Genomic DNA, 22978 nt, shown 5'->3' with positions numbered 1-22978 from the left:
TGCCTCTCGCGCTGCACCCATCCTACGAATCCCAACAACTAAGACATTTCGTTGCACCGTTGTAGCACTGTCTACACCCTCCCCGCCTTAGACTTTTCGGGTCGCCTCCCCCCGCAAAGTCCAAGAAAGAGGAGAAAAGAATATGGCCACAAACGAGACGATCGCCGCGTCCACAGATAATGCGCCGCTCAAGCGCGTGATGGGCGCCAAACTATTGTTGCTGTTCATTGTTGGCGACATCCTTGGTACAGGCGTGTATGCATTGACCGGCCAGGTGGCCGCTGAAGTCGGTGGCGCGGCGTGGTTGCCCTTTCTGGTGGCTTTCGCGGTGGCCTTGCTGACCGCGCTGTCTTACCTGGAGCTTGTCACCAAGTACCCTCGTGCCGCCGGCGCGGCGCTCTATGTGCACAAAGCCTTCGGCGTGCACTTCCTGACCTTTATTGTTTGCTTCACCGTCATGAGCTCGGGGCTGACATCAGCCGCCACGGCTTCGCAGGCCTTTGCCGCCAACCTGTTCGCTGCCTTTGGCATCAAAGCAGAAAAAACCTGGATCACCTTCGGCGCGCTGGGCTTCATGTTGCTGGTCATGTTGGTGAACCTGCGCGGCGCGGCCGAAAGCGTCAAGGCAAACGTCGTGCTGACACTGATCGAACTATCGGGCCTGTTGATGGTGATCCTGCTGGGTTTCTACGCCATGGCGGGTGGGCAGGCGGATTTCTCGCGCGTGATCGCCTTCGACACGCCCGAAGACAAGAGCGTCTTCCTGGCGGTCACCTCAGCCACCGCGCTGGCGTTCTTCGCCATGGTGGGATTTGAGGATTCGGTCAACATGGCCGAAGAAACGCACGAGCCCAGCCGCATCTTTCCCAAGGTCATGCTGACCGGCTTGGGCATCACCGCCGTGATCTACGTGCTGGTGTCGATCTGCGCGGTGGCGCTGGTGCCGGTGGGCGAATTGGCTAAAAGCTCGACACCGCTGGTGCTGGTGGTCAAGCGCGCCGCCCCGGACTTGCCGGTGGAATACATCATGCCCGTGATCTCGATGTTTGCCGTGGCCAACTCCGCGCTGATCAACATGATGATGGCCAGCCGCCTGCTTTACGGCATGTCGCGCCAAGGCGTGTTGCCGTCGTTCCTGGCGCATGTGCATCGCAAGAACCAGACGCCCTGGACGGCCATCCTGTTCACCACCGCGCTTGCGTTTGGCCTGATCATCCTGGTGGCCCTGGCTGATTCGGAAGCCATCCGCGCGCTGGGCGGCACCACGGCGCTGCTGCTGCTTGGCGTGTTCGCCTTCGTCAACGTCGCGGTACTGGTCCTGCGTCGCGACGAGGTCAAGCACGAACACTTCCGCATCAGCCGCATCATTCCGTGGCTGGGCGCAGCGGCGTGCCTGTTCCTGGTCACGCCGCTGACCGGGCGCGACGTGATCCAGTATCAGGTGGCGGGTTGGCTGTTGCTGCTTGGGGTGGTGATGTGGGGCGTGACCTATCTGGCGCGTCGCAAGGAAGCACGCATGGAAATCGACCCGTCTGCGCTGGAATAAAACGCCGCCTCAACCGCCCTTGGCCAGGCCTTCACGACGCGGGTCCACCCCGCCTTGCAGGCCGTTGGCGTCGATCACAATGCCATGGATGCCGCTGGGAAATTCGGTGATGCGCACCGGGTGCCCCATGGCTTCCAGCGCGGGCGCCAGCGCTTCTAGCGGCGTGCCCTTTTCCAGTTCCGTGTCCTTGTTGCGGCTGCCCATGTTGGGCAGCGCAATCGCGGCCTGGATATCCAGGCCCCAATCCAGCACGCCCACAATCGTCTTGGCCACGTAATTGATGATGGCGCTGCCGCCCGGCGAGCCCACCAGCATCACGGGCTTGCCGTCGCGCAGCACGATGATCGGCGCCATCGAGCTGCGCGGCCGCTTGCCGGGTTCAACGCGGTTGGCCACCAGCCTGCCTTCGGGGTCCTTGAACGACGAAGAGAAATCCGTCATTTCGTTGTTCAACAAGAAGCCGCGCACGAAGATCTTGCTGCCAAATTCGCTTTCGATGGTCGTCGTCATGGACAGCGCATTGCCTTGCTTGTCCACCGCCACCAGATGGCTGGTGGACGGCAGTTCCAGCGCGTTGTCACGGCCGAGCGTCAGCAGCTTGCCTTCCGGGTCGCCCGGCAACGCAACCTTCATGCTGCGATCCGGCTGGATCAACGCACCGCGCGCGCGCAGATAGGCCGGGTTCAACAGGGCACGTACCGGCACATCGACGAAGTCCGGATCCGCCACATAGAAGTCTCGGTCAGCGAACGCCAGCCGCCCAGCTTCGGAAAAATAATGCACCGCCTGCACCGAACCCGGCGCATACGTCGACATCGGATACTGTTCCAGCTCGCCCAGCATCTGCAGCACGGCGATGGGGCCGCTGCTGGGCGGCGCCATGCCGCACAGTTGGTAGCCGCGATACGCGCCGCACACCGGGTCGCGCGTCTTGGCGCGATAGTTGGCCAAGTCCGCCAGGCTCAGGTCACCCGGCGTGGCATGGCCATGCACCGCCGCCACGATGTCGCGAGCGATCTCGCCTTGATAGAACGCATCGGCGCCCTGAGTGGCCACGGCGCGCAAGGTGCGCGCGAACTCAGGGTTCTTCAACACATGCCCCACCGGCCAGGGCGAGCCGTCCGGTGCATAGAAATACGCGGCGGCGGCCGCCTGCTTCGGCAGGGCCTTGTTGCCCGCCAGCAGCGTGTGCAAGCGCGGCGACACGGCAAAGCCTTGTTCGGCAAGCCGGATGGCGGGCTGGAACAGGTCGGCCCAGGGCAGCACGCCCGCTTCCTCGTGCGCCAGTTCCAGGCCGCGTAGCAAGCCCGGCACGCCGACCGCCATGCCGTTGTTCACGGCCTGCGCGAAAGGCAGCGGCTTGCCATCCGCGCCCAGGAAGCGGTCGGGGCGCGCTGCCGCCGGCGCGGTTTCGCGGCTGTCATAGGTTTGGATGCGACCGGTCTTGGCCGAATACAGCACCAGGAACGCGCCCCCGCCGATGCCTGACGATTGCGGCTCAACCAGATTCAATACCAACTGCGTGGCGATGGCGGCATCCACCACCGAGCCGCCCGCGCGCAGCATGTCGTCGCCCGCCTGCGTGGCCAGCGGGTTGGCGGACACCATCATATATTTCGGCGCTCGGACCAGTTCGCGCGCTTGCGCGCCGCTGGCCGCCTCGGGGTTGAGGTCCTCAACCGCCGCTGGGGTACGCGCCCACGCAGCCGGCATGGCGGCCAGGGTGGTGGCAAAAAGAATGGCGGCGGCGTGGCGGCAAGCGCGCATGGTCAACTCCAAGGTGGCGCCGGCATGCCGGCAGGCGTTCATCATCGGCCCGGGTGTCCCGCGCCGTCAACCCGACATAGAATCGCGGTTCCGGTCCCTCTTCCTCCCCCTGACATGCGCCTGCGCCACATCGAGATTTTCGAAGCGATCCGCCGTACCGGATCCCTGACCGAGGCCGCCGCCGCGCTGCATATCTCGCAGCCCGCCGCCAGCAAACTGCTGGCGCACGCCGAAACCCAACTCGGCTTCAAACTGTTTGAGCGCGTGAAGGGGCGCCTGGTCGCCACGCGCGAGGCCGAGATCCTGACGCCCGAAGTCGCGCGACTGAACCAGGACCTGAACAGCGTGCGCCGGCTTGTCGCCAGCCTGCGAGACCGGCCAAACGGGCACCTGCGGCTAGGCTGCGCGCCCGCGCTGGGCCTGGGCTTGCTGCCCGACGTGGTGCGCGAAAGCCGCGATGCGCAACCCGGCATCACGTTCGACATCCACACGCATCACAGCGCGGAGCTGGTGCAGGGCCTGTTGACGCGCGAACTGGACCTGGCCATTACCTTCGACACCAACGACTACCCCGGCCTGACCCGCATGGGCCTGGGCCATACCGAGTTGGTGCACCTGAGCCGCAGGCCCGCCACCGGAGCGATGCGCCTGTCTGAACTGGCCGACCCCAAGGGCGATACGCTGATCGTGCTGGACGCGGGCGATGCCTCGGGCGCGCTGCTGCAGATGGCGCTGGACGCGCAGGGCCTGGCGCCGCAAGTGGCTATTCAGGTGCAGACGCATTACGTGGCTTGCGCATTGGTGGACGCAGGCTGCGGCGACGCCATCGTCGACGCCATCACTGCCCAGGCCATGCTGCGCCCCGGCATGAGCCTGCGCCGCCTGGAGCCCGCGCTGCGTGTGCCGATCAGCATCATGGTGCGCAACCAGGACCCGTTGTCGGCCCTGCACCGCGACCTGATCGACCGGCTGCGCGCCGCCTGCGCCGCGCGCATTGCGTCGCTTGATACGCCCGCGTGAAGGACGCGGCGTCGGCAAAATAAACGCCGCCAAAATAAAACGGGCGCCTTGACGTTCAAGGCACCCGTTTTTACTGGCGTTGGAATCCGGCCCAAGGGCCGGCCCCATGCCGCATCAATCCAGCTTGATGTTCTGCTTCTTCACGACGTCTTGCGCCCAATCAAATTGCTCTTTGATTTCTTTGGCGAACTCTTCCGGCGTGTTGCCCGACGGCGCCGAGCCCTGGTCTTCCAGCGCCTTGATGACCTTCGGGTCCTTCAGGGCCACGACAGCGGCGTCGCGCAGCTTGTTCACAACCTCCATCGACGTGCCCTTGGGCGCCAGCAGGCCGTACCAGACCGGCTGGTTCAGCACCGGAAAGCCGGCTTCCTTGAACGTGGGCACACCCTTGATCGACGAAATTTGCTCAGGCCAGGCGATGGCCATGGCGTTCAGCTTGCCGGCCTGGATCTGCGGCATCGACGACGGCAGGTTGTCGAACAGGATTTCGATCTGACCGCCGACGGCATCCGCCACGGCCGGGCCCGAACCCTTGTACGGCACATGCACGATGTCGGTGCCCGTGGCCATCTTGAAGGATTCGCCCATCAAGTGCAGCACGCCGCAAGTGCCCGAGCTGCCATAGGAATACTTGCCGGGGTTCTTCTTCAGTTCTTCGATGAAGCCCTTGAAGTCCTTGGCCGGGAACTTCGGGTTCACGGCAACCACGTTGGCCGTGTTGGCGAAGTTGGTGACCGGCTGGAAATCCTTGATCGGGTCGTACGGCAGATCCTTCGGACGGCAGGCCGGGTTGACGGCCATGGTCGACACCGTGGCGATCGACAGCGTGTAGCCGTCAGCATCGGCGCGCGCGGCTTCCGACGCACCGATGGCGCCGCCTGCGCCACCCTTGTTTTCCACAACCATCGGCTGGCCAAGTTCCTGGCTCATGCGTTGGGTCACCAGGCGCGCGATGATGTCGGTGGAACCGCCCGGCGCGAAGGGAACGATCACGCGGATCGGCTTGCTGGGGTACTTGTCGGCGGCATGCGCGACGGAGGCGCCAAGCGTGCCGGCGGCGCCAGTCGCCACGGCGATAGCCAAGGCCAGGGAGCGAACTTTATTCATAGGTGTGTTTCCTCCAAGATTGCGAGCCCGTATGTGAACGGACCGTTTTGAGATGGTCTCGTCTGTAGACGGGCCAGCAGATAACGGTGGGAGCGCTTTGCTTCTGTGCAGCGTGTGTGGCGCTGCTTTTATGAATTGCTTGTGGCAGACGCGCCCGCCAGAATGACGGAGAATAGCAGCAAATGCTTACACCCGCATAGCGCGCCGATCCCGGCCCGCTCCCCTAAAAAAACACCCTGGTCCCATGTCGGTTGCCCTTCTGGTTTTCCCTGATTTCATGCTGGTTGCGCTGGGTTGGGCGCTGCGTCACAAGCTGGGTTTTTCACGCGAATTCTTTGCGGGCACCGAACGCCTTGTGTACTTCGTGCTGTTCCCCGCGCTGCTGTTCCAATCCATTCTTCGTACCCCCATCACGGCCGGCAACGCCGCCCTGCTGCTGCAGGCCACGGCGGCCGTGATCGTGGCGGGCGTGGCCATGGCCTGGCTGGCGGGTCTGGTGCTGCGGCCGTCCTCGCTGGGGCTGGCCTCATCCGCGCAGTGCGGTTACCGCTTCAATACCTATATCGGGCTGGCGCTGTCGGCCAGCCTGGCCGGTTCGCAAGGGCAGACGGTGATGGCGCTGATCGTCGGCTTCGCGGTGCCCATGGCCAACGTGGCCGCGGTCTACGGGCTGGCGCGCCACAACGGCGGCAATCTGCTGCGTGAACTGGCGCGCAATCCGCTGGTTGTCTCAACCCTGTTGGGGCTGGCCTGCAACCTGGCTGGCTTGCAACTGCCTGGCCCCGTGGATACGGTGCTGGCGCGCCTGGGCGCGGCTGCCTTGGCGCTGGGCATTCTATGCGTGGGCGCCAGCCTGGCCTGGGAAGGCGGCAAGGGCTACGGCGCGTTGATCACCTGGATGCTTGCCGTAAAGCTGGTGGCGCTGCCCGCGGTGGCCCTGGGTGTGGCGCGGCTGCTGGGCCTGCCCCCGCTTGAAGCGCGCATGCTGTTGCTGTTTGCCGCCTTGCCCACCGCGTCCGCCGCCTACGTGCTGGCCATGCGCATGGGCGGCGACGGGCGGATGGTGGCAGTGCTGATTTCGCTAGGCACGCTGTTCTCGGCCGCCACGATTCCGCTGTGGCTGATGCTGACCGCGTAGTCACTATGAAAAATGGCCGCCCATCAAAGGCGACCATCAGGGGCAACCATCAGGGCGGCCGCCGCAGCGGCTCCCGTGAGTTCGATTACGACTTGTGCGCGTTGGTCATGGACCCGGGCACCACCCATTCGGCGAACTGCGCTTCGGTCACATAACCCAGCGCCAAGGCCGATTCCTTCAGCGACAAGCCTTCCTTGTGCGCCTTCTTGGCAATCTGCGCGGCCTTGTCGTAGCCGATGTGCGGGTTCAGGGCCGTCACCAGCATCAGGGAACGATCCACCAGTTCGGCGATACGTTCGTGATTGGGTTCGATGCCGGCCGCGCAGTGCGCATTGAAGCTGGCCATGCCGTCCGTCAAGAGGCGCACCGATTGCAGGAAGTTGTGGATCACCAGCGGTTTGAAGACGTTCAGTTCGAAGTTACCGCTGGCGCCGCCGATATTGATGGCCACGTCGTTGCCCAGCACTTGCGCGGCCAACATGGTGATGGCCTCGCACTGCGTGGGGTTGACCTTGCCCGGCATGATGGAGCTGCCCGGCTCGTTTTCCGGAATGCTGATTTCGCCCAGGCCCGAGCGCGGGCCGCTGGACAGCCAGCGCACATCGTTGGCGATTTTCATCAAGCCGGCCGCCAGCGACTTCAACGCACCATGCGCGAACAGCAGCGCTTCGTGCGAGGCCAGCGCCTGGAACTTGTTGGGCGCCGACACGAAAGCCGTGCCCGTTGCATGCGCCAGATCGGCCGACACCTTGGCGCTGAATTGCGGATGCGCGTTCAGGCCCGTGCCCACCGCCGTGCCGCCAATGGCCAATTGATGCAAGCCCGGCAAGGTGGCGCGAATCTGCTGCTCCGCCAGATCCAGTTGCGCCACATAGCCCGACAACTCCTGGCCCAGCGTCAACGGCGTCGCGTCCTGCAGGTGGGTGCGGCCAATCTTGACGATGTCATAGAACTTGGCGCTTTTCTCGGCCAGGGTCGCGCGCAATTGCTTCAGCGAAGGCAGCAGGTGATGCTCGACTTCGACGGCGGCCGCCACGTGCATGGCGGTCGGGAAGGTGTCGTTGGACGATTGGCCGCGGTTGACGTGGTCGTTCGGATGCACTTTGCGTTCTTCACCGCGCACGCCGCCCAAGAGTTCGGACGCGCGGTTGGCCAGCACTTCGTTCATGTTCATGTTGCTTTGGGTGCCCGATCCCGTTTGCCAGACCGACAGGGGAAATTCATTGGGCCATTTGCCGGCGATGACCTCGTCGGCCGCGCGGATGATGCCGTCGGCGATGGTCGGGTCCAGCTCGCCGAGTTCGGCGTTGACCTTGGCGGCCGCGCGCTTCAGGCGGGCCATCGCGTTGACCAGCGGCACAGGCATTTTTTCGGTGGAAATCGCGAAAAAATGCAGCGAACGTTGCGTTTGGGCGCCCCAGAGGTGATCCTCGGGGACTTCAATGGGCCCAAACGTGTCTTTTTCGATGCGGGTCTTCATGGCGCGTACAACTCCGTGGCGGCTGTCAGTCGCAAGCGGCGGTGTCCGCCAGAAGCGACATATTGAGAATAGCAATCACTTATTAGATTAGCAGAAACCCGCATTCCTATAATTGCGGCGATCCGTGATCTCTTCATCGTTTTTTACCACTCGCCTCGCGCCATGTCCGCCCCTCTTTGCTCCCTGACCTTGCACCTGCCCGACGAAGCCGCCACGGAGTCGCTTGCGCGCCAGCTCGCCCCCTTGGTTTCAGGGGGACAGACTGGCCCCGCAGGCGCTTGCATTCACCTTCAAGGCGACCTTGGGGCAGGCAAAACCGCCTTTACCCGCGCCCTGTTGCGCGAATGCGGCGTCACCGGCCGAATCAAAAGTCCCAGCTACGCGCTGCTTGAATCCTATAAAGTTTTTAACTTATACTTCTATCATCTTGATTTTTATAGATTTAGTGATTCGCGCGAATGGTTAGACGCAGGATTCCGGGATTTACTGCGTGAAGACGCGGTGGTTTTGATCGAATGGCCAGAGCGGGCCGAGGGCCTTTTGCCCGCCCCCGACTTGCTCATTTCCCTGGCTTATGCCGATGAGGGCCGCGACGCCACCCTGACCGCGTACACCGCTCGAGGACAAACATGGTTGAACGCGATTGTCCCCCCGCCCAAGACGGCGCCCTTCCCTCGGCAGGCGCCACCCGGCGCCGCCTGATCAGCGTTGCCGCCACGCTGCTCGTCTTGCCGGTCCTGCCTCGTTTGGCGCAGGCGGCAACGATCCTGGCTGTGCGTACCTGGCCGGCCGACGAATACACCCGTGTCACGCTGGAGCTCGACAGCGAGCTCAAGGCTGAACAATTCACGCTTGAAAACCCCCACCGCCTGGTGGTCGACATCGAGGGCCTGACCCTGAGCGCGGCGCTGAACGACCTGGTGTCCAAGGTCCGGCCCGATGACCCCTATATCCAGAGCTTGCGCGTGGCGCAGAACCGCCCGAACGTGGTGCGGCTGGTATTTGACCTGAAGCAGCCCGTGGCCCCGCAGGTGTTCACGCTCAAGCCCGTGGCCGACTACCAGTACCGGCTGGTGCTGGACCTGTATCCGAAGGTCGCCCAGGATCCGCTTATCGCCATCCTGAACCAGAGCGGCCCCGACGTCGACGACCCGCTGGCGCGCATTCTTGAAGACATCCAGCGCAACCCGGTCACCCGCGCCGATCCGCCCGAAGCGCCACGCGTGCGCGGCCAGCAACCCGCCCCGCCCCTGCCGACCGCGCCCAAGCCGCCTACTGGCACCGCCAGCCGTGGCAAGCCGCGCACGCTGACCATCGCGCTGGACCCGGGCCACGGCGGCGAAGACCCGGGCGCCATCGGCCGCAGCGGCCTGCGTGAAAAAGACGTGGTGCTGCGCATTGCGCGGCGCCTGAAAGCACTGATCGACAGCCAGCCTTACATGCGCGCCTACCTGACCCGCGACGACGATTACTTCGTGCCGCTGCATGTGCGCGTGCAGAAGGCGCGCCGGGTAAATGCCGACCTGTTCATTTCGATCCACGCGGATGCGTGGGTCAAGCCGTCGGCCAACGGTTCATCGGTGTTCGCGCTGTCGCAGCGCGGCGCCAGCAGCGCCCAGGCGCGCTGGATGGCCGACAAGGAAAACGCGGCCGACTTGATCGGCGGCGTCAACCTGGGCAGCCACGACCGCCAGGTCGCCAAGGTGCTGCTGGACCTGTCCACCACCGCGCAGATCAATGATTCGCTCAAGGTCGGCAGCGCCTTCCTGGACGAAATCAAGAAGATCAACCGCCTGCACAAGAACAGCGTCGAACAGGCCGGCTTTGCCGTGCTGAAGGCGCCGGACATCCCGTCCGTGCTGGTTGAAACGGCCTTCATCAGCAACCCGCAGGAAGAAGCCCTGTTGCGCAGCAATTCGCATCAGGAAAAGCTGGCGCAAGCCATGATGACGGGCATCCAACGCTACTTCACCGCAAACCCGCCGCTGGCGCGGCTGGGGTGATATCAGCGCGCTGCTGATAGGTTACGTCGTTCATGTGGGTGGTGCATTGTCCGCTCCACCGCTGCTTGATGGGTCTCGCGCGGCATACGGTGGTGTTCTTGCAGCCGTTTTGCCGCGCTGCACCCATCCTACCGGCGGGATTTGATCAGCTTGAAAATGCCGGCGCCTACCACGGGCACGATGGCCGCGGCCAGGCCCAGGAGGACGATGGTGTTCAGGTGTTCGCGCACCAAGGGGATGTTGCCGAAGAAGTAGCCGGCCGCGACCAGGCTGATCACCCACAGCAATGCGCCCAGGATATTGAACAATTGAAAGCGCGACATCGACATGTCCGCCACGCCCGCCACAAACGGCGCGAACGTGCGCACGACTGGGATGAAGCGCGACATCACGATGGTTTTCCCGCCGTGCTTTTCATAGAACGCGTGCGTGCGCATCAGCGCGCCGCGGTCCAGGAATCTTACGTTCATGGAAAACACGCGCGGGCCGATGTAGCGCCCAATCATGTAATTCAGCGTGTTGCCGGTAATGGCCGCCACGATCAACAGCACCGCCATCAGCACCGGGTCGATATGCCCTGTGGCGCCAAACGCCCCCGCAATGAACAACAGCGAATCACCGGGCAGGAAAGGCAGGACAACCAGCCCCGTTTCCGCAAACACAATCAAAAACAGCACCAGGTACACCCACACGCCATATTGCGCGACCCAGACGCCCAGCGTCTTGTCGATGTGGAGCACCATATTGAAAAATTCAAGCATCAGCGGCCCGGAGTTCGGAAGAAGGTTAAACCCTCGCGACTATAGCCCAGCAGCCATGACGCTAAAATCCCCCACACAGCACCACCAGACTTAAGCCTAATGACAGAACGCCGTTCCATTCTTGCGCTTCCCGACCTGCTCATCAGCCAGATCGCTGCCGGCGAGGTCATCGAGCGGCCCGCCTCCGTGCTCAAGGAAATTCTTGAGAACGCGATCGACGCGGGCGGCCGTGCCATCGAAGTGCGCCTGGAGGGCGGCGGCATTCGCCGCATTGCCGTAACGGACGACGGCGGCGGCATTCCGCCCGACGAATTGCCGCTGGCGCTGGCCCGACACGCCACCAGCAAGATCCGGTCATTGAATGAACTGGAATCCGTGGCGTCGATGGGGTTTCGCGGCGAAGCGCTGGCTTCGATTGCGTCCGTCGCCCAGGTGACCATCATTTCACGCACGCGCGACGGCGAACACGCCTGGCAGATCGATGCCGGCAGCATGCAGGTCAGCCCCGCGTCCGGCCCGCCGGGCACCACTGTGGATGTGCGTCAGTTGTTTGACGCTGTCCCGGCGCGGCGCAAGTTCCTGCGATCGGAAGCCACCGAATTCGGCCATTGCGTGGATGCGATGGAGCGGATTGCAATGGCACATCCGCAGATTGCCTTCCGCCTGTTCCATCACGATCGCGCGCAGCGGCAATGGCTGCCGGCCGATCCCCCTCAGCGCATCCGCGATGTGCTGGGCGCGGAATTCGCCGAACACGGCCTGTTGCTGTCGCACTCGGTCGGCGCCGTCAGCCTGGCCGGCATGATCACCCGCCCGACCGCCGCACGCGCCCGCGCCGACCGCCAATACCTGTACGTGAACGGCCGCTACGTGCGCGACCGCACGGTCAGCCACGCGCTGCGCGCCGCCTACGCCGACGTGCTGCACGGCGACCGCCAGCCCGCCTATGTGCTGTTCCTGGACATAGACCCCGCCGCCGTGGACGTGAACGTACACCCGGCCAAGCACGAGGTGCGCTTTCGCGACAGTGGCGCCGTGCACCGCTTCGTGTCCCACGCGGTCGGCCAGACGCTGGCGCAGACTGGCGGCTCGTCGGCGGTGGCGCCGATGCGACAAGATCAAGGCGAAGACGGCGGCTTTGAAACCGTCGCGTCCGGAAGCACCGGCGTGGGCCAGGCCCCGGGTTCGGCCCAGGCCTCCGCCTCGGGCTCGAGTTCAGATTCAAGCTTGGGCGGCGCCGCGAATGCCATCGCCGACGCCACCTCGGCCTCCACCCACGCGCGCCCTCAAGACGGCCACGCCGCCCCCCCGACCGCGCCGAACGCTCCCCGCCCCGGCTACACCGGCCAGAACGCCGCCTATGGCCTGCGTCCGTCGCCCGCCCCGCAACGCGCCCACACACAGGTGCCGTTCCGCCTGCATGCCGAGCCCGCCGGCATCCCCGCAGCCGACTGGCAATCGCTGTACCGCCCCTTGAATGACGACACTGCGGCCAAGGTCACGCCGGTCAGCGAGCCCCGGCCCGCTCCCACCTTGCCCGCCGACGAAGAGCACCCGCTGGGCATGGCCCTGGCGCAATTGCACGGCATCTACATCCTGGCGCAGAACCGCCGGGGCATGGTGCTGGTGGACATGCACGCCGCTCACGAGCGCGTCGTCTACGAACAACTGAAGCAGGCGCTGGACGCCCGCAGCCTGCCGCGCCAGGACCTGCTGGTGCCCGTGGTGTTCCATGCCCAGGAAAAGGACGTGGCCCTGGTCGAGGAATTCGACGCGCAACTGAACGACCTGGGTTTCGAAATGCGCCCGTCTGGCCCGACGTCGATTGCCGTGCGCTCGGTGCCCGCCATCCTGGCGCGCGGCGACATCGAAACGCTGGCGCGCGCCGTGCTGCGCGACCTGGGCGCCGTGGGCGTGTCGCGCTTGCTGACCGAACAACGCAACGAGCTGCTGTCCACCATGGCCTGCCACGGTTCCGTGCGCGCCAACCGCAAGCTGACCATCGAAGAAATGAACGGGCTGCTGCGGCAGATGGAAGCCACCGAGCGCGCCGACCAGTGCAACCACGGCCGCCCGACCTGGGTGCAATGGTCGGTGTCCGACCTGGACAAGCTCTTTCTGCGCGGACAATAAGCTTGCCCTCGTCCCTACCCCCCGACATGCCGCCGGTCATCTGCCTGGCCGGCCCCACCGCCGCCGGCAAAAGCGCGTCCACGCTTGCGCTGGCCGAGCGCTGGCCTCTGGAAATCATCAACGTCGATTCGGCCACGATCTACCGTGGCATGGACATTGGCACGGCCAAGCCCTCGCACGAGGAACAGGCGCGCGTGCCCCAGCACCTGCTGGACATCCTGGACCCCGCGCAGTCGTATTCGGCCGCCGAGTTCCGCGCCGACGCCCTGCGCCTGATCGACGAGATCCGCGCGCGCGGGCGCATTCCCCTGCTGGCGGGCGGCACCATGATGTATTACAAGGCGCTGCGCGATGGCCTTGATGACTTGCCCCAGGCAGACCCCGCCTTGCGCGCCGAGATCGAAGCCCGCGCCGCTACGCAAGGCTGGCCCGCGCTGCATGCTGAACTGGCGCTTCGGGACCCAGTCACCGCCGCCCGCCTGGCGCCCAACGACAGCCAACGCATCCAGCGCGCGCTGGAAATCTGCCAACTGACGGGCCAGCCCATGTCGGCCCTGCTGCGGCGCGGCGAGCAAAAGCCGGATGACGACACCAATCACTACCTGACCATCAGCCTTGAGCCCTCGGACCGCGCCGCGCTGCACGCGCGCATCGAACAGCGCTTTGACGCCATGCTGGCCAAGGGCCTGCTTGACGAAGTCCGTACGCTGCGCGCCCGGCCGGACCTGCACCCCGGCCTGCCGTCCGTGCGCTGCGTGGGCTATCGGCAGATGTGGGCGCATCTGGATGGCGAGGTCGATCTAACCACCGCGCGCGAACAAGGCATTGCCGCCACGCGCCAGTTGGCCAAGCGCCAGATCACCTGGCTGCGCGCCCAGCCCGACCGCGTCATCGTTGACTGCCTGGCCAGCGACGCGGTGGCGCAAACCATCGACGCCGTGGCGCTGGCGCTGGCGGGCAAGCGCTAACGGCAACGTACGCGCCGCAATGCAGCGCCATGGCCGTGGGCCTATCCATGCCACGCTCGGCGCAGCACGCGCCGTCCGCCCATGAAAAAACCCGCCAGCGGCGGGTTTTTCGTTCACGCGGAACCGGTCGGGGTCGGGCTTACACCACGAAGGTCTGCGCCATGCCTTCTGTCTGCTCGACGATTTCACCGATCTTGCTGACCGTTTCGCCCTGCTCGCGCAAGGTTTCAGCGATGGCGTCGGCCTGGGTCGCGTCCACCACCAGCACCATGCCGATGCCGCAGTTGAAGACGCGGTGCATTTCGGTGTCTTCCACGCCGCCCTGCTCTTGCAGCCACTGGAACAGCTTGGGCATTTCCCAGCCGTCGCGATGCAACTTGGCCGACAGGCCGGCTTGCAGGATGCGCGGCACGTTGTCCAGCAAGCCGCCGCCGGTGATGTGGGCCAGGCCCTTGATGTCGGTGCCATGCTTGGCCAGCGCGGCCAGCACTTGCTTCACGTAGATGCGCGTGGGCGCCATCACCACGTCAACCAGCGGCTGGCCGTGGAAGTCGTCGGTGGGCTTGGCGCCGGCGCGTTCGATGATCTTGCGGACCAGCGAAAAACCGTTGGAATGCACGCCGCTGGAGGCCAGGCCCAGCACCACGTCGCCCGGCTTGATGGACTTGCCGTCGATGATGGCGGACTTTTCCACCGCGCCCACCGCGAAGCCGGCCAGGTCGTATTCGCCGTCCGGGTACATGCCCGGCATTTCAGCGGTTTCGCCGCCGATCAGCGCGCAGCCCGACAGTTCGCAGCCCTTGGCAATGCCGCCCACCACCGACGCCGCCGTGTCCACCGAAAGCTTGCCGCAGGCAAAGTAGTCCAGGAAGAACAGGGGCTCGGCGCCCTGCACCAGGATGTCGTTGACGCTCATGGCGACCAGGTCGATACCCACGGTGTCGTGGCGGTTCCACTCGAAAGCCAGGCGCAGCTTGGTGCCCACGCCGTCGGTGCCCGACACCAGCACGGGCTCGTTGTACTTCTTGGGCACTTCGAACAGCGCGCCAAAGCCGCCGATACCGGCCAGCACCCCGGGGCGCATGGTGCGCGCGGCGAGGGGTTTGATACGGTCGACCAGGGCGTCGCCTGCGTCGATGTCGACACCGGCATCGCGGTAGGTCAAGGGGGCTTTAGGTTGATTCGTCATGAGAAATGCCGTGGGGTATGTAACAATTGCTGGGAATTTGGTGGAACGCCCCGCATTTTACGATGTTGTGGGCCTGTGCAGGGTTCGGTCTGGCCGAGCACCACGAAAGCGCCAGGGGTGGGTCGGACGCGCTGGGGGACCAAAAGCGCGCAAACCCAAGCCTGGCAAAGCCCTTGAGCGCGACACCATGCCCCCAGGTGGTTTAAAGTGTTGGGTTGGCCGGGTTGGATTTTGCCAGTTTCTGGCGGGCAATACCCGAATCGGCCCCGTGCATCACCGTTTTTTGGCTTTTCCGGCAACATCGGCCTGCCCATCGCGCCGCAGCGGGCCCCGCGCGCAGTACTGCGCTGGGTCTTGGAAGTACCGAACAAGCCTGATTGATAACCTCTCATGAACCGCCAGCTGTTGCTTGACGTTCTTCCCGCGCCAGCGCCATCGCTGAACAACTATATCGCCGGCCCCAACGGGGAAGCGCTGGCGGCCGTGCGCGCGCTGAATCCCGGCCGCGCCCTGTATATATGGGGCGCCGCCGGTTGTGGCCGCACCCACCTGCTGCGCGCCCTGACCGCGCGCCCGGACGCCGTCTTCATCGACCCCGCCAAGGGCGAAACCATGCTGCGCCGTCTGGCCGAAGCCGATTCCAAATCGCCCATGCCCAAGTTCGTGGCTGTGGACGACGTGCACCGCATGGACGACAACCGCCAGGCCGCCCTGTTTGCGCTGTACAACCGCTGGCGTGAATCCGCCGCCACGGGCCGCGCCTTTGCGCTGGCGTTGGCCGGCGACCGCGCCCCGCTGTCGATGCCGCTGCGCGAAGACCTGCGCACGCGCCTGGGCTGGGACCTGGTGTTCCGCCTGGACCCGCTCTCAGACGCCGACAAGCTGGCCGCCCTGTCCGCGCAGGCCGCCGAACGCGGCATGCACCTGGCGCCCGAAATCATCAACTGGATGCTGATCCACCACGAGCGCGACATCCGCAAGCTGGCCGCGTTGATCGACGCGCTTGACCGTTACTCCCTGGCCACCGGCCGTCCCATCACCCTGCCATTGCTGCGCGCCATGCTCGCAGATCCTGACTCGCAACGCACATGACTTCCCGACGTCTCGCCCTGTTCGACCTGGACCACACCCTGTTGCCGCTGGATAGCGACTATCAATGGGCCGACTATCTGGCCCGTACAGGCCGCGCGGGCGATCCCGTTGAAGCCCGCCGCCAGAACGACGACCTGATGGATCGCTACAACCGTGGCGAACTCACCGCCGAACAGGCCGCCGAGTTCATGCTGGGCCTGTTGGCGGCGCATTCACCGTTCGACCTGGCCGACTGGCATGAGGAATTCATGCGCGAAGTCATCCGCCCGTCCATCACCGTCGACGCGCGTGCGCTGGTGCAATCGCACCTGGACGCTGGCGACCTGTGCGCCATCGTCACGGCCACCAACAGCTTCGTCACCGCCCCCATCGCGCGCGCCTTTGGCGTACCGCACCTGGTGGCCACCGACGCCGAATACCTGCGCGGCCGCTACACCGGCCGCATCCTGGGCACGCCCAGTTTCAAGGAAGGCAAGGTGGTGCGCGTGAACGATTGGCTGGCCAATATGGGATTTGGGCTTGCGGATTTCCCCGAATCGTTTTTCTATAGCGATTCGGTCAATGATGTACCCCTGCTCGAAAAGGTGACCCGTCCGATCGCCGCCAACCCCAGCCCCACCCTGCGCACCATCGCGCAAGACCGTGGCTGGCAAGTGATCGACTTGTTCGACCACATGGAAGACTCGAAGTCATAAATGATCACTGAAACCATAAAAAAATTCGTCGGCCGCTTGTTCGCGCCGGCACCTCGGGGGCCGTTGCGCATTGGGCGCGACAAACACGGCATTGACCGCCGTAATGTTTCTCGCCACGCCATCAAGGTCTGCGAAGTCCTGCGCCAGCACGGCTATGAAGGCTATATCGTGGGCGGCGCGGTGCGCGACCTGATCGTGGGACTTGAACCCAAGGATTTCGACGTGGCCACCAACGCCACGCCCGAACAGATCCGCCCGCTGTTTCGTCGCGCCCGCATCATTGGCCGCCGCTTCCAGTTGGTGCACGTGGTGTTCGGCCAGGAAATCATCGAAACGTCCACCTTCCGCGCCCCGGCGTCCGAAGAGCAGGAAACCGATGAGCACGGCCGCATCCTGCGCGACAACGTGTTCGGCTCGCAGGAAGAAGACGCCAAGCGCCGCGACTTCACCATGAACGCGCTGTACTACGACCCGCACAACGAGGAAGTCATTGACTACCACGATGGCGTGGCCGACCTGAAAAAGCGTCAGGTCCGCATCATTGGCGACCCGGTCAAGCGTTACCGCGAAGACCCTGTTCGCATGCTGCGCGCCGTGCGTTTCGCCGCCAAGCTCAACGGCACGATCGACCCGGCCACGCGCCAGCCGATCAGCACCATGGCCGAGCTCATCGAAAACGTGCCGGCCTCGCGTCTGTTCGACGAAATGCTCAAGCTGCTGACCTGCGGCCACGCCATGGACTGCCTGCGCCAGTTGCGCGCCGACGGCCTGCACAACGGCCTGCTGCCCTTGCTGGACGTGGTGCTGGAACAGCCCGGTGGCGAGCACTTCGTGGAACTGGCGCTGGAACGCACCGACGCGCGTGTGCGCGCCGGCAAGACGATCAGCCCCAGCTTCCTGTTTGCCGCGCTGCTGTGGCAGCAGGTGGACGTGCGCTGGAAGCAGTTGCGCGCGCAAGGCGAGCACACCATTCCGGCGCTGTCGCAAGCGGCGGATTCGGTGCTGGACGAACAGACCGAAAAGCTGGCCATCCAGCGCCGCTTCTCGTCGGACATGCGCGAAATCTGGTTCATGCAGCCGCGTTTTGAACGCCGCATGGGCAAGACCATTTTCCGCATGATCGAACAACCGCGCTTTCGCGCCGCCTGCGATTTCCTGCAACTGCGCGCCGCCGCCGGCGAGTTCGACAGCGTGTTGGCGCAGTGGTGGATGGACCTGGCCAATGCCGACGACGCCACCCGCGCCGACATGATCGAAGAAGTCTCGCGGCTGCCGCGCGAAGCCGGCGATGGCGGCCCAAGCGGCCCCGCCTCGTCGTCATCCCCGCGCAAGCGCCGGCGCCCGCGCCGTTCGCCGCGCGGCCCGTCGACCGCCGAGTAAACCGTGTCGCCCCCCTTGGTCCGCGCCTATATCGGCCTGGGCGCCAATCTGGGCGACAGCGCGGCCACCTTGCGCGGCGTGCTGACCGAGCTGAAGGCTTCGGACGGCATCAAGGCGGTGACGGCGTCACCGTTCTACCGCAGCGCCCCGGTCGAGGCCACCGGCCCCGATTTCGTGAATGCCGTCGCGGCGCTAGATACGGATCTTGCGCCGCTGGCGTTGCTGGATGTGCTGCAGGCGCTGGAAAATCTGCATGGAAGGCAGCGTCCTTATAAGAATGCGCCTCGCACGCTGGATCTGGACCTGCTGATGTTCGGCGATCTGGCGTTGAATCACGAACGGCTGACCGTGCCGCATCCTCGGATGCATCAACGTGCGTTCGTGCTGCTGCCGCTGCGGGATCTTGCGCCGGACATGGTGGTGAATGGCCGGCCGATTTCGGCCTGGATCGATGAGATTCGGGATCAGGCGATTGAGCGGGTGGCCGCCTGATGGGTTACGCGCGTTAGACGCCGGTTTTCGCACAGCGGTCAATCCGCGCTTCACCCATCCTACGCAAGGACAGAGCGCCAACATGCACCGTAGGATGGGTGAAGAGCGAGACCCGGGTCAGAAAGGCCCAAGCCCCCATCGCGCGCAACCCATCTGCCACGCCCCATACGACGACGGGAGCCAACGAGCACCGTAGGATGGGTGAAGCGCGACACGACCATCACGCGAAACCCACCGTCCGCCGCGCGCAACCCATCACACCGCCCGCCGCCAATCCATCGCACCGCCCCGCGGCCAAGCTCCAAACAATCACCCCTTCGCCGCGAACCCCATCATCGCGCGTTCCACGTCTTCCACTCGCGGCAACCCGGCCTCATTCCCCAGATACTGAATCTTGTGCGCCGAGGCCGCGCGCGCGAAGGTGAAATGTTCCAGCCAGGGCAATTCAGGCCGGTTCAAATACGACCACACATAAGCCCCATGGAACACGTCGCCCGCCCCTGACGTATCCACAATACGATCACCCGGCACGTCCAGCGACGGCAGGGTGTCCACCCGCCCTGTCTCGTCGTACCAAAGCATGCCGCGCTCGCCCATCGTGACGGCGCCGATGCGGCAGCCTCGGGCTTTCAGCAGGTCCAGCAAGCCTTCCGGGCTCAAGCCCAATTGTTCGCACATGCGCTCCGCGCAAACCGCCACGTCGATAAACTTCAGCAGCTCGTCGGTGTTCTCGCGCATGCCGCCGCCGTCCAGCGACGTCAGCACGCCCGCCTGCCGGCACGCGCGCGCGTAATGCAGCGCGGCGTCGGGCTGATGCCCGTCCAGATGCAGGGCGCGATAGCCGCCGATATCCAGCTTCGGAAAATCATTCAGGTATTCGACGTCTCGCGCCCGCACGATGGCGCGCTTGCCGTGCCTGGGCATGATGAACGACAGCGACGAACGGCGCACATGCCGCGCATGCAGCGTGATGCCGTGCGCCGCCGCCATGTCGGTGTACATATGGCCCAACCAATCGGGCGCCAGCGAACAGATCAGATCGGGCGGCGTGCCCAGCCGGCCGCAGGCGAATGCGGCCGTGACGGCGTTGCCGCCGAATGAAACCGCGTAATCGCGCGCCACGCTTTTTTCGTCACCGGTGGGCCAGTGATCAGCCAACACGGTGACGTCGATGTAGGTGTGGCCGATGAAGAGCGCGTTGCTCATGTGGGAGCCTGTTCGCCGGCTTGCGCCAGCACCAGGCGCGCGCGCGCGATGACGGGCGCATCGACCATCTTGCCATCCAGCATGAAGGTACCCGCCGAGGTATCGCGATGCGCGGCGACCACGCGGCGCGCCCAATCGAGCTCTTCGCGCGCCGGCACAAAGGCGGCGTGGATGACTGGCACTTGCGCCGGGTGGATGCACAACATGCCGCCGAATCCCATCTGCTGCGCGCGGCTGGCCGCCTGCATCAAGCCGGCCGTGTCCTGCACGCCGGGAAATACGCCGTCAAGCGCGGGGTGCAGGCCGGCCGAACGGGTATGCAGCAACACCTGCACGCGGGCATGGTCCAGCACCGTCTCGGCGCCGGGCGTGTCGGGTGTCAGGCCCATGTCCAGCGCGTAGTCCAGACTGCCGAACGCCAGCCGCGCCACGCCGGGCGTGGCCGCGACTTCGCCGGCATTCAACAACCCGCGCGCGGTTTCGATAAGGGGAATGACCGGCAGCCCGGTCTGGGCCACATGCCGCACCTGCGCCAGCGTTTCGGCCTTGGGCAGCAGGATGCCGGCAATGTTTGGCCGGCCGCGACACGCTTTCAGGTCGTCGTCGTGCCAGGATGTGGAGGCGTCGTTGATGCGCACCCAAAGGCGGACGTCGCGATGCGTCCCCAGGAAGTCGCACAGCGCTTCGCGGGCAGTGGCCTTGGCCAGATGCTCGACGGCGTCTTCCAGGTCCACGATAACGGTGTCAGCCCCCGCGGCCAGCGCTTTGGGGATGCGCTCGGCGCGAGACGCCGGCACGAACAGGGCGCTACGAACGACGGGATGCGTCACACGACCTCCGATGCATGGAATTGCGCCACCTGATCCGGCGCGTATCCCAGCGATGCTAGCACCGCATCCGTGTTTTGACCCACGGCAGGCACCGCCGCCATGCGCGGCGCAAAGGCGTTGCTGCTGGCGGGCGGCAGCAAGGCGGGCAGCATGCCGGCCGGGCTGTCGACCTGGCTCCAGCGCGCCCGCGCCTGCAATTGCGGGTGCGCCCACACGCCCGCCATGTCATTGACGCGGGCGTTGGCGATCTGCGCGTCTTCCAGCCGCTGCGTAACCTGTTCAATCGACAAGTCTGCAAACGCCGCCACGATCAGGTCGCGCAGGGCGTCGCGGTTGGCGGTGCGCTGCGAATTCGAGATGAAGCGCGCGTCTTCGGCCAGCGTGGCCTGGCGCAGCACCTGCGCGCAGAACACTCGCCATTCGCGTTCGTTCTGCAGGCCCAGCATGATGGTGGACCCGTCGCCCACCGGGAACGGGCCATAGGGGTAGATGGACGCATGCGCCGCGCCCGCGCGCACGGGCGGCTTGGCGCCTTCGAAGGCGTAGTACATGGGAAAGCCCATCCACTCGACCATGCTCTCCAGCATGGACACGTCCAGGCGGCTGCCCAGGCCGGTTTTCTGGCGCAGCAGCAAGGCGTTCAGGATGGCCGAATACGCATACATGCCCGCCGCGATATCGGCGATGGAACACCCGGCCTTGACCGGGTCGTCCTGCGTGCCGGTGACCGACAGAAAGCCGCTTTCGCTCTGGATCAGCAGGTCATACGCCTTCTTGTCCTGATACGGGCCGCCTTCGCCGTAACCCGAGATGTCGCAGACGATCAGGCGCGGGAAGCGTTCGTGCAAGGTGTCGAACGACAGGCCCAGGCGCGCCGCCGCGCCCGGCGCCAGGTTTTGCACCAGCACGTCGGCCGACTCCAGCAGGCGTTGCATGACGTCGCCGGCCTCTTCGCGTTTCAGGTCCAGCGTCAGGCTTTCCTTGGAACGGTTGGTCCAGACGAAGTGCGACGACAGGCCGCGCACGCGCTCGTCATAGCCACGCGCGAAATCGCCACTGCCGGGCCGTTCGATCTTGATGACGCGCGCGCCCATGTCCGCCAGTTGGCGGGTGCAAAACGGCGCGGCGATGGCGTGTTCCAGGCTGACGACGGTAATGCCGTCCAAGGGGCGGGATGCCGGTGTGCTCATTCGGTAAACCTCAGTTCGGCTTGGTGGGCCAGCGTGCCGTCCTGCTCGGCCCACAACTGGGCGACGCCCGGCTCGGTCAAGCGGCCGGCCACCTGGAAGGGGGTGGGCGAAATCAGCGGACGCAGGCCGCGGTAGCTCAGGTGCGTGGGGCGTGCCTTCGGATGGGCGCGGGTGAACGCCGCCACCATTTCCGTGGCGATCAAGGGGCCGTGGACGACCAGCCCGGGGTAGCCTTCGACTTCCGTCACATAGGGGTGGTCGTAATGAATGCGATGGCCGTTGAACGTCACCGCCGAATAGCGGAACAGCAGCACGGGCGTGGGGTTGACGGTGTCCTGCCATTGGGCTTCGGGCGCAGGCTCGCTGCCCACAAGCTTGGGCGGCGACGGCTGGCGGTAGACGATGTCCTGCTCTTCCTGGATGACGATTTCACCCGCTTGATGGTATTCATGGCGCACGGTCACGAACAGCAAGGCGCCGGTGCGGCCCGCTTTCTCTTCCACCTTGATCACCGTGGACACGCGCTCGGCTGGTACGCCCACCTTCAAGGGCTGGCGGAATTCCACCCGGCCGCCCGCCCACATGCGGTTGCGGTCCTGCGCGGGGGGCAGGAAGCCGCCGCGCGAAGGGTGGCCATCCGTCCCCAAGCCATCCATGCCCACCGTGCTGATGAAAAACGCCCATTGCCACAAGGGCGGCAAGGCGTCGCCCTGGGCCGGGGCAACGCCGCCCAGGGTGGCCGCGATGCGCGCGGCGTGGCCGGGGTCCATGGCGTCCGGCTTGCGTTCGCCGCTGCCGATCCAGGCTGCCGGATCCGTAGAAGTCATGCCTATATCCTCTGGTGGGTTCAATGGTGGGGTTTACTCAGGCATCAAGCATGCCCGCAAGCCGTCCCCGTTGTGAATTCGTTTTTCCTCAAGGCGGGGTTTGCGGCGCCTGAATCGACAAGCCAGGCCCAGCCCCGACGCGGCGCGCCGTAAA

At 65.3% G+C, this 22978-nt stretch carries 20 protein-coding genes; 11 read left to right on the top strand and 9 right to left on the bottom strand.

The window, feature by feature from the left end; all coding sequences use genetic code 11:
• Positions 1–142: 142 nt before the first annotated feature.
• The gene (locus WBR68_RS00450) at positions 143–1546 is read left to right on the top strand and encodes an APC family permease (protein ID WP_050450140.1); all 1404 of its coding nucleotides are present in this window, start codon (positions 143–145) and stop codon (positions 1544–1546) included.
• A gap of 9 nt (positions 1547–1555) precedes the next feature.
• Here the strand turns inward: WBR68_RS00450 and ggt are convergent, their stop codons facing one another.
• A complete protein-coding gene (gene ggt / locus WBR68_RS00445; protein WP_230693486.1) occupies positions 1556–3259 on the bottom strand; it encodes a gamma-glutamyltransferase in 1704 nt (567 codons plus the stop codon).
• Positions 3260–3427: 168 nt separating this feature from the next.
• Here ggt and WBR68_RS00440 point away from each other — a divergent pair, with 168 nt between their 5' ends.
• Entirely contained in the window at positions 3428–4333 is a 906-nt protein-coding gene (locus tag WBR68_RS00440; protein ID WP_230605788.1) for a LysR family transcriptional regulator, read from the top strand.
• A 114-nt stretch (positions 4334–4447) separates the two neighbouring features.
• Here WBR68_RS00440 and WBR68_RS00435 read toward each other — a convergent pair whose 3' ends face one another.
• Entirely contained in the window at positions 4448–5440 is a 993-nt protein-coding gene (locus tag WBR68_RS00435; RefSeq protein WP_050450142.1) for a tripartite tricarboxylate transporter substrate binding protein BugE, read from the bottom strand.
• A 244-nt stretch (positions 5441–5684) separates the two neighbouring features.
• Here WBR68_RS00435 and WBR68_RS00430 point away from each other — a divergent pair, with 244 nt between their 5' ends.
• Complete coding sequence (locus WBR68_RS00430; protein WP_230605785.1) at positions 5685–6578, top strand: AEC family transporter; 894 nt, start codon at positions 5685–5687, stop codon at positions 6576–6578.
• A gap of 85 nt (positions 6579–6663) precedes the next feature.
• Here WBR68_RS00430 and fumC read toward each other — a convergent pair whose 3' ends face one another.
• A complete protein-coding gene (gene fumC / locus WBR68_RS00425; protein ID WP_050450144.1) occupies positions 6664–8058 on the bottom strand; it encodes a class II fumarate hydratase in 1395 nt (464 codons plus the stop codon).
• Between the two features lie 162 nt (positions 8059–8220).
• Here fumC and tsaE point away from each other — a divergent pair, with 162 nt between their 5' ends.
• Both tsaE and WBR68_RS00415 read left to right on the top strand, forming a co-directional pair.
• The gene (tsaE, locus tag WBR68_RS00420) at positions 8221–8760 is read left to right on the top strand and encodes a tRNA (adenosine(37)-N6)-threonylcarbamoyltransferase complex ATPase subunit type 1 TsaE (RefSeq protein WP_230605782.1); all 540 of its coding nucleotides are present in this window, start codon (positions 8221–8223) and stop codon (positions 8758–8760) included.
• Entirely contained in the window at positions 8688–10061 is a 1374-nt protein-coding gene (locus WBR68_RS00415; protein WP_050450145.1) for an N-acetylmuramoyl-L-alanine amidase, read from the top strand. Before tsaE ends, WBR68_RS00415 begins: the two co-directional genes overlap by 73 nt.
• Before the next feature lie 128 nt (positions 10062–10189).
• Here the strand turns inward: WBR68_RS00415 and WBR68_RS00410 are convergent, their stop codons facing one another.
• Complete coding sequence (locus WBR68_RS00410; RefSeq protein ID WP_083447577.1) at positions 10190–10822, bottom strand: VTT domain-containing protein; 633 nt, start codon at positions 10820–10822, stop codon at positions 10190–10192.
• Between the two features lie 99 nt (positions 10823–10921).
• Here WBR68_RS00410 and mutL point away from each other — a divergent pair, with 99 nt between their 5' ends.
• Positions 10922–12955 (top strand): DNA mismatch repair endonuclease MutL, encoded by a 2034-nt coding sequence (gene mutL, locus WBR68_RS00405; protein WP_127183588.1) that lies wholly within the window; start codon positions 10922–10924, stop codon positions 12953–12955.
• Between the two features lie 26 nt (positions 12956–12981).
• The gene (gene miaA / locus WBR68_RS00400) at positions 12982–13923 is read left to right on the top strand and encodes a tRNA (adenosine(37)-N6)-dimethylallyltransferase MiaA (RefSeq protein ID WP_230693485.1); all 942 of its coding nucleotides are present in this window, start codon (positions 12982–12984) and stop codon (positions 13921–13923) included.
• Between the two features lie 139 nt (positions 13924–14062).
• On the opposite strand, the gene purM is transcribed toward miaA, so the two are convergent.
• On the bottom strand, positions 14063–15112 hold the full coding sequence (gene purM, locus WBR68_RS00395; RefSeq protein ID WP_050450149.1) for a phosphoribosylformylglycinamidine cyclo-ligase: 1050 nt from the start codon (positions 15110–15112) through the stop codon (positions 14063–14065).
• A gap of 390 nt (positions 15113–15502) precedes the next feature.
• Between purM and hda the strand changes: the two genes are divergently transcribed.
• Genes hda through WBR68_RS00375 form a run of 4 tightly spaced genes read left to right on the top strand, consistent with a single transcriptional unit; the run spans position 15503 to position 18771 of the window.
• Positions 15503–16204, top strand: a complete 702-nt coding sequence (hda, locus tag WBR68_RS00390) for a DnaA regulatory inactivator Hda (RefSeq protein ID WP_050450150.1) — start codon at positions 15503–15505, stop codon at positions 16202–16204.
• A complete protein-coding gene (locus WBR68_RS00385; protein WP_050450151.1) occupies positions 16201–16899 on the top strand; it encodes an HAD family hydrolase in 699 nt (232 codons plus the stop codon). Before hda ends, WBR68_RS00385 begins: the two co-directional genes overlap by 4 nt.
• Positions 16900–18279, top strand: a complete 1380-nt coding sequence (gene pcnB, locus WBR68_RS00380) for a polynucleotide adenylyltransferase PcnB (RefSeq protein ID WP_127183587.1) — start codon at positions 16900–16902, stop codon at positions 18277–18279.
• 3 nt (positions 18280–18282) lie between these two features.
• The gene (locus tag WBR68_RS00375; protein ID WP_127183586.1) at positions 18283–18771 is read left to right on the top strand and encodes a 2-amino-4-hydroxy-6-hydroxymethyldihydropteridine diphosphokinase; all 489 of its coding nucleotides are present in this window, start codon (positions 18283–18285) and stop codon (positions 18769–18771) included.
• 309 nt (positions 18772–19080) lie between these two features.
• Here WBR68_RS00375 and WBR68_RS00370 read toward each other — a convergent pair whose 3' ends face one another.
• Genes WBR68_RS00370 through WBR68_RS00355 form a run of 4 tightly spaced genes read right to left on the bottom strand, consistent with a single transcriptional unit; the run spans position 19081 to position 22824 of the window.
• Positions 19081–19977, bottom strand: coding sequence for a sugar kinase (locus WBR68_RS00370; RefSeq protein ID WP_230605780.1), 897 nt, complete (start codon positions 19975–19977; stop codon positions 19081–19083).
• Entirely contained in the window at positions 19974–20807 is an 834-nt protein-coding gene (locus WBR68_RS00365) for an HpcH/HpaI aldolase/citrate lyase family protein (protein WP_230605778.1), read from the bottom strand. Before WBR68_RS00365 ends, WBR68_RS00370 begins: the two co-directional genes overlap by 4 nt.
• Positions 20804–21997 carry a CaiB/BaiF CoA transferase family protein gene (locus tag WBR68_RS00360; RefSeq protein WP_050447474.1) on the bottom strand — a complete coding sequence of 398 codons (1194 nt, stop codon included), beginning with the start codon at positions 21995–21997 and terminating at the stop codon, positions 20804–20806. The genes WBR68_RS00365 and WBR68_RS00360 overlap by 4 nt, the downstream gene beginning before the upstream one ends.
• Positions 21994–22824 (bottom strand): FAS1-like dehydratase domain-containing protein, encoded by an 831-nt coding sequence (locus WBR68_RS00355; RefSeq protein ID WP_230605775.1) that lies wholly within the window; start codon positions 22822–22824, stop codon positions 21994–21996. The genes WBR68_RS00360 and WBR68_RS00355 overlap by 4 nt, the downstream gene beginning before the upstream one ends.
• Between the last annotated feature and the right edge of the window lie 154 nt (positions 22825–22978).

Origin of the sequence: Achromobacter sp. JD-1 (genome assembly GCF_038594925.1) — a bacterium.
GTDB lineage: Bacteria > Pseudomonadota > Gammaproteobacteria > Burkholderiales > Burkholderiaceae_B > Achromobacter > Achromobacter spanius_C.
Note: the sequence above shows the minus strand (reverse complement) of the source record. Positions and strands in the feature narration are given on the sequence as shown.